Annotated in this window: 2 protein-coding genes; both read left to right on the top strand. The window is 37.1% G+C overall.

Annotated features, from left to right (window positions below):
* Positions 1–3,079: SDR family NAD(P)-dependent oxidoreductase (locus MW688_RS16240; RefSeq protein ID WP_486737057.1), on the top strand; the 3,079-nt coding region annotated here is incomplete at its 5' end.
* Positions 3,072–10,388, top strand: coding sequence for an aminotransferase class I/II-fold pyridoxal phosphate-dependent enzyme (locus tag MW688_RS16235; protein WP_486737056.1), 7,317 nt, complete (start codon positions 3,072–3,074; stop codon positions 10,386–10,388). The genes MW688_RS16240 and MW688_RS16235, both read left to right, overlap by 8 nt.
* Positions 10,389–10,603: the final 215 nt, after the last annotated feature.

Below are 10,603 nucleotides of genomic sequence, written 5' to 3'. Positions count from 1 at the left end.
CTCTAGTCAGGGAGTAGAAATAAATAATCAAAGTGAGACACCTTCAGATGAATTGGGAAATATTCATATCTCTAGTCAGGGAGTAGAAATAAATAATCAAAGTGAGACACCTTTAGATGAATTGGGAAATATCCATATCTCTAGTCAGGAAGTAGAAATAAATAATCAAAGTGAGACACCTTTAGATGAATTGGGAAATATCCATATCTCTAGTCAGGAAGTAGAAATAAATAATCAAAGTGAGACACCTTCAGATGAATTGGGAAATATCCATATCTCAAGTGATGGGATGGGAATAGAGAATAAAACTTTACTAGAAAAACCAGGAAGATGGCTAATACTAACAGATAAACACAAAATTGGACAAAAATTAGCTGAATACTTAGAAAGTAAACAACAAAATTGTCTAGTCATCGCCTCTCCTCCTAAGAATTGGGGGGAATTATGGCAGCAATCATCCTTCAAAGGAATTATTCATCTGTGGAGTTTAAACCTAGATAACAATATAGAGGAGACGATTGAAGAAAATTATCAAAATACTTTTGAGTTGCTGCAAACATTAATAACTAGCAATCAACAACCCCATCTTTGGTTAATTACTCAAGGTAGTCAAACTTCTATAGATGACTCAGTAAGCTTAGAAAAAACCTGGCAATCACCTTTATGGGGAATAGGCAAAACTCTCAATCAAGAATATCCTGAATTTAACTGTGTCTGTATAGATATACCAAATCAGCTAACCCCAGAGACAATTACTTATCTTGCTAAAGAAATTACTCAACCAGATGGAGAGACACAAATTATCTGGCGTAACCAGAAACGTTATTTACCCAGATTAGTAAAAACAGAATTAAATACTTCTCCCCAACCATTAAGATTAACTGTATCTCCCCGGGGAACTATCAATAATATAAAATGGGAAAGTTTAACCCGTAAACCACCTCAAGGAAAAGAAGTAGAAATCAAAGTAAAAGCATCTGGTTTAAATTTCCGGGATTTATTAAATGTTTTAGGTATTTATCCCCAAGAAGTAGCGCCATTGGGATTAGAATGTACCGGAGAAGTAGTAGCAGTGGGGAAACAGGTAGAAGATATCAAGGTTGGTGATACTGTCATGGGAATCGCCATCGGTTCACTTAGTAACTATGTAACTGTATCTAGAGATTGGATAACTCTTAAGCCTTCAAAACTATCTTTTGCTGAAGCAGCTACCATCCCCGGTTCATTTTTAACCGCCTATTATACCTTGATACACTTAGCTAAGTTACAACCAGGAGAAAAAGTACTAATTCATGCGGCAGCAGGAGGGGTAGGATTAGCAGCCGTACAAATCAGCTTAGCAAGAGGCGCGGAAGTATTTGCCACGGCATCTACACATAAATGGCCAACTTTAAAAGCTATGGGGGTAAAATGGGTAATGAACTCCCGTCAACCAGGTTTTGGCGCAGAAATTAAGAAAATCTGCCAAGGTTTGGGGGTAGATGTGGTTCTTAACTGTCTTAAGGGAGAATTAATCCCGGAAGGAATTAATAGTTTAAATCCTCATGGTCGTTTTATAGAAATTGGTAAACAGGGAATTTGGACCACCACACAAGTAGAAGAATTGAGACCAGATATTAGTTATTTTTGTCCCGATTTATTAGAATTAGCAGCAAATCAACCCCAGTTAATTCAATCAATGTGGTCTAATTTGCTGCCTCAGTTAGAATCAGGTCAACTTCAGCCATTACCCTATCAACTATTTCCGGCAACTGAAGTAGATACAGCCTTGAGAACTTTTGCCACAGCTAAACATATTGGCAAAATAGTTATCGACTGCTTCAAGGGGTTATCCGCAAGTCCCGGATTTAAAATCCCGGAAACGGATAACCAAAATATTCAGACCACAGAACTTTCTCTTAATCCCCAGGGTAGTTATTTAGTTACTGGAGGTTGGGGAGATATTGGGTTAAAAATTGCTGAATGGTTAGTTACTAAAGGCGCTAAATACATAATTTTAGTAGGGAGAAGTGAACCCAAACCAGAGGCAAAAGCTGTTATAGAGAAACTTAAACAGAAAACTGAGATTTTAACTTTAGTTATAGATATATCTAAAAGGGAAGCTGTAGCTAAAATCTTTAGTAATTATCAATCTCCTCCCCTCAAGGGAATAATTCACGCCGCCGGAGTATTAGCTGATAGTTCTTTACAAAACATGTCCTGGTCACAATTTGAGAAAGTTATCGCCGGGAAAATCAAAGGAAGTTGGTATTTACATGAGTATAGTCAAGGGGAAAATCTGGATTTTTCTGTTTATTTCTCCTCCATCGCCAGTGTATTTGGTTCTCCTGGTCAAATTAACTATGCCGCAGCTAATGCTTTTTTAGATAGTTTGGCTAAAATGAGAAATCAACAGGGTTTAAAAACTATCAGTATTAATTGGGGTCCTTTTGCTGAAGTGGGAATGGCCGCAAGACAAGCTAAACCCCATCCCTGGTTACAGGCAATATCTTCTCTAGACATTAATCAGGGTTTATTCTATTTAGAAAAATTGTTACTTAGTCAAATAGATAATATTGCTGTGGCTAGGATTGATTGGCCAAAATTCTCCCAGATGATTAACTCCCCTTTGGTGAGAGATTGGAAGAATCCTTCCCCTAATCAACAATTATCTATTAATAATAGTCAACAGTTACGGGAAATAATTATTCAACAAGTAGCTGAAGTACTGGGAATAAGAGATACTCAGGCAATGGATTGGCAAGAAGATTTAGATTCTCTGGGTATAGATTCTCTATCTTCTATAGAATTAAAAAACAAATTACAACAAATATTTAATTGTTCTTTGCCAGTTTCTCTAGCTTTTGACTATCCTAGTATCAATCATTTAGTAAAATATTTCCAAAATCTACTTAGTTTAACGGCAACATCAACTTCTAAAAACACAATTAGTACCGATTCTCAGTTAATCCCAGACTCAGAAATTAAGGCTATCAGTCAGCTATCTACCGCTGAAGCAGAAGCTATGTTGCAAGCAGAACTGCAAAAAATGCAAATAATAGATATAGATATAGATATAGATATAGATATAGATGAGTAAAAATCAAGAAGCCATCGCCATTATCGGGATTGGTTGCCGTTTCCCCGGTGGTGTAAATAATCCAGAACAATTTTGGCAACTTCTTAAACAAGGAGTAGACGCGGTTACCGAAATTCCTTCCTCCCGTTGGGATGTAGAGGCTTATTATGATTCTAATCCTCTTCAGCCAGATAAAACTAATGTTCGTTGGGGTGGCTTTGTAGATAATATAGAAACCTTTGACCCCCATTTTTTTTGTATGTCGCCACGGGAAGTGACTACTATGGACCCCCAACAACGTCTTATTTTAGAAACTAGTTGGGAAGCTTTAGAAGATGGGGGACAAATTCCCGAACATTTAGCAGGGAGTAAAACTGGGGTATTTATAGGTGTTGGTTCTCACGACTACTCGATTTTGATGTGGCGTCAACCCTTAAATGATAATTATGGAACTACGGGAACTGCTAATAGTCTTACTGCTAATCGTCTTTCCTATTGGCTAGATTTACGAGGACCTAGTTTAGCTGTTGATACTGCCTGTTCCTCCTCTCTTGTAGCTGTCCATTTAGCCTGTCAGAGTATTTGGCAGGGAGAATCTACTATGGCTTTAGCAGGAGGAGTCAATGTCATTATTAATCCCCATGGGACTATCGGCTTTACTAAAGATGGTTTTCTCTCTCCTGATGGTCGTTGTCGTAGTTTTGATGCTAACGCTAATGGCTATGTCCGCAGTGAAGGCGCCGGGATGATTGTCTTAAAACCTCTAAGTCAAGCTAAAGCCGCTAAAGACCGCATCTATGGTGTGATTAAAGCTACGGGTATTAATCAGGATGGTAAAACTGAGGCGATTCCTGTACCTAATCCTCAAGCGCAAATCTCCCTGATGGAAACTGTCTGCCAACAAGCAGGTATTCAACCAAGTGAAATACAGTATATAGAAGCTCATGGTACGGGAACTAAGGTAGGTGATGCTGTAGAATTACAAAGTATCACTGAGTTTCTCTCCTCCTCCCCGAATAAATATAACTGTTTAATTGGTTCGGTAAAAAGTAATATTGGTCATCTAGAAACGGCAGCAGGTATCGCCGGATTAATTAAAACTTTACTAGCTTTGTATCATCGCCAAATCCCCCCCTCTCTCCACTACCATCAACCTAACCCTCATCTCACCCGAGAAAACCATAAAATACAAGTAGTAACAAGATTAACTTCTTGGCCAGGAGATTCGGAAACAATACCCACTGCTGGAGTAAATTCTTTCGGTTTTGGGGGTACTAATGCCCATATTATTCTACAAGGTTTCCCCTTAGTAAAAAACTACAATCATCAATTAATAGAACCAGATTTTCAGATACTCACCCTTTCTGCTAAAACTGAACCAGGATTAACAGCAAAAATTCAACAATTACATGATTTTATCCTTAAACATCCCCTCATACCCCTAGAAGATATTTGTTTCACTGCTAATGCTAAACGGTCTCAGTTTCAGCATCGTTTAGCAGTAGTTATTCAGAATAAACAAGAATTGCAAAGTCTCCTGGTTACTGAAGATAAGCTTCCCCTGAGGCATATTTCTAGTAATAATCCCCAGCCTATTGTATTTATGTTTACCGGACAAGGTTCTCAATATCCTCAAATGGGAAGACAACTCTATGAGACTCAACCTCTATTCCGAGACATTATTAACCACTGTAATAGTATTCTCTCTCAAGAGTTAAATATTTCTATAACTGAAATCTTATATGAACAGAAAGTTGAAATAAACCAAACTGTATACAGTCAACCCGCTTTATTTGTTTTAGAATACGCCTTAGCTAAATTATGGATGTCTTGGGGAATTAAACCTGAGGTGGTGATTGGTCATAGTTTAGGAGAATACGTGGCTAGTTGTATAGCAGGGGTATTTAGCTTAGAAGATGCCTTAAAACTAGTTACGGCTAGAGGGAAACTAATGCAGTCACTACCTAGTAATGGAGGGATGATTGCTATTTTAGCCACAGAATCCCAAGTTGCTGAAATTATAGGTAAATCCCCAGGAAATCTAGTAATTGCGGCGAGAAACGGTGTAAATAGTTGGGTATTGTCAGGAAATCACACAGAAATAGAAAAAGCCATCGCCTTTTGTGAAACTCAGCAAATCAAGGTAACGCCACTAGAAGTATCTCACCCATTCCATTCACCCCTAATGGAAGCAATTGTAGCAGAATTTAGGGCGATCGCCAAAACGATTAATTATCAATCTCCCCAAATCAGCTTAATTGGCAATTTAACTGGAGAATTTATCACTCATGAAATTGCCAACCCAGAATATTGGTGTCAGCATATTTGTGGCTGTGTAGAGTTTAACGCTAGTATCCAAACTTTATATAAATATAACCCGAGAATTTATTTAGAAATAGGACCAAATCCGATTTTATTGGGAATGACTAGCAAAATATACTCAGACCGAGGATTTACAGAGGAAACTCTCTGGCTACCTAGTTTACGTCGTGACTATAGAGATTGGCAGCAATTACTAGAAAGTTTAGGCAAACTATTTTTAGCAGGAATAAACATTGATTGGGAAGCCTTTTATCAAAACTATTCTCCACAACTAGTATCTCTGCCTACATATCCTTGGCAACGTCAATATTATTATCTCAAACCAGAATTCAAATCTCAACCAACAAATAACTATAAATTTACCCAAAAAATTAATTTACATAGCCAAAAATATTTAACAGACCATTGCCTAGATAAAACCCCAGTTTTACCAGCAAGTTTTTATCTAGAAATGGCCTTAAATGCTGCCCAAAAAATCAGCAAAAATTATTACTTAGAATCAATTAGTATAGAAGAATTATTAACTTTAAACCCTCAAAGAAATTATGATTTAGAAATAGAGGTAAATTCTCAAAATAATGATTATACCTTTGCCATTTACAGCCAAACAGAAAAAACTCTGTATAGTCAGGGAAAAATTATCTGTCAACAACCAGAAAAACTACCAGAAAAGAGCTTAAAATCAGTAAAAGCTATTTGTAATCAACCCTTAGAAGTTGTCCAACACTATCAAAACTGTCGCCGGGGTAACTTAAACTATGGTATTGAATTTCAAAAAATAAAAGCTATCTGGTTAACCAAAGAAGCAGGACTAAGTAAAATAGAAGTAGATTCAAAAACTTATAGCCCTCACTTACATCCTACTATTTTAGATGCCTGTTTTCAAGGAGTAGGGGCAATTATTGCCAATATAGATAGACAAAATAACTATTTACCTGTAGGTGTAGATAAAGTATACATACAGCAGCAATCAGAATCCTTATCACCAGAAATTTGGTGTTATTTTGAACTAAATAGTCCAGAATCTAATAAATCTAAAATCAAATTTAATTTAGAGATTTGGAATTACCAAGGAGAGAAAATTGGTATCATCCAAGGCTTATCTCTACAAGCCTTGCCATCTGAATCTCTTTTAACTAAATTAAATACATCTCCATCCTCAACACCATCACTGTATCAAGTAAACTGGCAATTACTTGAGAATATTAATGCAACTGCTGAATTAATAAATAACTGGTTAATTGTAGCTACCAGGGATAAATTAGCGAGAGAATTAGCAGAAAAAATAGAAGCAAAAGGAAAACAAGTTCAAATAATATCTACCCCAGACAAACTAGAAAAACTCCCTTGGCAAGAACAGAAACAAAAATTTGGTATTATTTATTTAGCACAAGAAAACCCAACAAATCTTACTCCAGAATTACCAGACTGTGAGAATCTCAGAAAGCTAATTCAAAGTCTACACAATCAAAAAAGATGTGAACAGCTTTTTGTCGTAACAAAAAACAGCCAAAGAGTGAGAGAAGACGATGCAACCATACAGCCATCCCTAGGCGCTTTGTGGGGATTAGCCAAAGTTATCCGCCAAGAATATCCAGATGTAAATTGTACCTGTATTGATGTAGAAACATTTAACCCAGAGGAAATAATTTTAGCCTTAACACAGAGAGAAACAGAAATAGCCTGTCGTCAAGGGAATATATATGTACCAAGATTAAATCAAATAACTCCAGAAACCCTCAACCACCCTTGGCAATTAAGAATTAGTGAGTATGGGGATTTAGATAAACTCAAAATTGTACCCTTACCTGCTGTAAACTTAGCAGCCGATGAAGTAGAAATCGCTGTATATACCACGGGATTAAACTTCCGTGACGTGCTTAATGCTCTAGGAATGCTGCAAAGATACTTACAAGAAAAAGGTATTGAAAAAGTAGAAGATATTCCCCTAGGAGGAGAATGCGCGGGTAAAATTATCGCCATTGGTGGGAATGTATCTGAATTTCGAGTAGGAGATGAAGTGATAGCAGCCTTAGCCTTAGGTAGTATAGCCAGTTCTGTCAAAGTCAAATCCCATTTAGTCATACACAAACCCTCTCATCTCAGCTTTACAGAAAGCGCTACTATTCCCACAGCTTTTTTAACCGCCTACTATAGCTTAATTACCCTTGCCAACTTACAAGCGGGAGAAAAAATACTAATTCACGCAGGCGCGGGAGGAGTAGGACAAGCAGCGATTCAAATTGCCCAAAATATTGGTGCAGAAATATTTGTGACAGCGAGTCCCAATAAATGGTCTAGATTAGCAGGGATGGGAATTAAACACATATTTAATTCTCGTACTCTTGACTATGCCGAAGAGATTAAAAGCCTTACTCAAGGGGTAGATGTGATTCTCAACAGTTTTAACGGCGACTATATAACCAAAAATCTAGAAATTATCGCTCCCCAGGGAAGATTTATTGAAATTGGAAAAATTGGTATTTGGAAACCAGAAGAAATCCACAACACAAGACCAAATATCAGTTACCATAGCTTTGATTTATTAGAAGTTGCGGCCAATCAACCTCAACTAGTTAAAAATCTGCTGCAACAGTTGAGAGAGATGTTTACTGCTAGACAATTAAAACCACTCCCTAAACAAGTCTTCTCCTTTAGAGAAGTAACCAAAGCCTTTCGCTATTTAGCTAATGCGAAACATATTGGCAAGGTAGTAATAACTATGCCTAACTTAGGGATTAGCAACCAAGCCAGCTATCTAATTACGGGAGGATGGGGTGGCTTAGGTTTACAAGTAGCAGGTTGGTTAATAGCTAATGGCGCTAAAAGTTTAATTTTACTAGGACGTAGTCAACCAGATTTAGAAGCAGTTGCAGAAATCAAATCTTGGCAAAATCAGGGAATAGAAATAGAATTAGTAAGTAATGACTTGCAAAATCCCGAATTTCTCCAGGAATTGTGTCAAAATCATCAAAACTTAAGGGGTATCATTCATACTGCTGGAGTTTTAGCTGACGGCTTACTGATTAATCAAACAGAAACAACTTTTCAACAAGTACTAGAACCAAAAGTAACTGGTAGTTGGCATCTTCATCAAGCCAGTTTAGAGATAGAACTAGACTTTTTTATCTGTTTTTCTTCAATTGTATCCCTGTTGGGTTCTCCAGGACAGAGTAATTATGTGGCAGCTAATGCCTATATGGATGCTTTGATGAATTACCGTAACCAATTAGGATTGCCTGGTTTAAGTATTAATTGGGGACCGTGGTTTAATAGGGGTATGGCTGCTGATTTAACCTCAACAGGTTATTTTGCTGATTTGGGAATAACAGAAATTATCCCCAATGTAGGTTTAAATCTATTGAGTGAATTAATTAGCAATAGAGATACACAGGTAGCTTGTGTAGCCATTGATTGGCCTCGATTTTTACAAAAAAATGTCCAGCAGTCTCACTCTAGTTTGTTAAGGGAATTTACTAGAGAAGTTGAATCTACTGCTATTGCTGCTGAGTCTTCTGAAGAAGGTATAAATAGTCTGGAATCTTTAATTGAGTATTTACAATCTCAACTAGCTTCAGTTTTAGGTTTTTCGGGAATTGAGGATATTGATATAGACAAATATTTTGCTGAGTTTGGATTAGATTCTCTGATGATGGTGGAGTTGAAAACTAAGTTAGAAAAAGATTTAAATATCTCTCTTGAGACTAGTATATTTTCTGAATATCCTTCAGTTTCTAATTTAGCTGATTATCTTAGCAATCAAGTAACTAATAATACTCCTTCTCCAACTCTTGATTCAACCTCTTCTATTCCTCCAGAATTTTATCAATTTTCCCTAAGTCAAGCCTATCAAGATTTACAAAAACGGTGTCAACAACTACAAACTTTTCCCAATCCTTTTTTTAAAACTCATGCAGGCTTACCGGGTAGTATAGTAACTATTGATGGCAAACAACTAATTAATTATGCCAGTTATAATTATTTAGGCTTAGCAGATTGCCCAGAAATAGTCCAAGAGGCGATAGCCGCAGTCAAAGAATATGGAACTTCTGTAGGCGCTAGTCGTGTTTTAGGGGGAGAAATACCTCTACATCAACAATTGGAGCAAGAAATAGCTGATTTCTTGGGTACTGAAGCCTGTATAGTGTATGTTAGTGGACATATAACCAATAGTTCTACTATTGGCCATTTATTCAACAAAAATGATTTAATTCTCTATGATACCTACGCACATAATAGCCTACGTCAAGGAGTAAATCTCTCGGGTGCAACCGCTATAGAATTTCCCCACAATGATACTCAAACCCTAGCTAAACTCTTAGAGAGAAACCGCCATCTGTATCAACAGACTTTAATTGTGGTAGAAGGAATTTATAGTGCTGATGGAGACTATCCCCCTTTACCGGAAATAGTAGCTTTAAAACACCAATATCAATGTTATTTACTAGTAGATGAAGCTCATTCTATAGGAGTAATGGGGCAAACTGGACGTGGAATTGGTGAATATTTCGGCATTAAGCGTCAAGATGTAGATTTATGGATGGGTACTTTGAGTAAATCCTTCGCTAGTTGTGGAGGTTATATCGCGGCTACTAGTCCGATTGTAGAATATCTTAAATATACCTCTCCAGGCTTTGTTTATAGTGTAGGAATGTCTCCGGCTAATGCAGCATCAGCTTTAGCGGCAGTAAGAATGCTTAAGTCTCAACCAGAGAGAGTGAAAAAGTTACAAGATGGTGTTAAAATATTTCAATCTGAAGCTCAAAATCTCGGTTTACATCAGTTCAAGCAATCTAATACTCCTATTATCCCCTTGATAGTGGGGAAATCTTCTTTAGCTTTACAACTATCTCATCAATTATTTGAACAAGGGGTAAATGTTTTACCGATGATTTATCCTTCGGTGCCAGAAAATCAGGCTCGTTTGCGTTTTTTCCTCACCTATAATCATACAGAGGAGCAAATTACTCAAACTTTAGCATCTCTACAAAAAATGAGTAATGAGTAATCAGTAATGAGTAATGAGTTATAGCAGTGACCGCAGTGGTGTTAACAACATTTATCACTAACTTTTCCCCCCAACCCCCCTTACCAAGGGGGGCTTTTCATCATTTTTGTCAACATCTATTGGCTCATTGCTATAATGCTAAATCCTTAAACGAGGATAGTGGGTAGTTTCATAAACTTATGGTGCGTTACACTTCGTTAACGCACCCTACAAAC

It is taken from the genome of Johannesbaptistia floridana (assembly GCF_057440575.1).
This window is presented reverse-complemented; position numbering and strand designations above follow the sequence as displayed.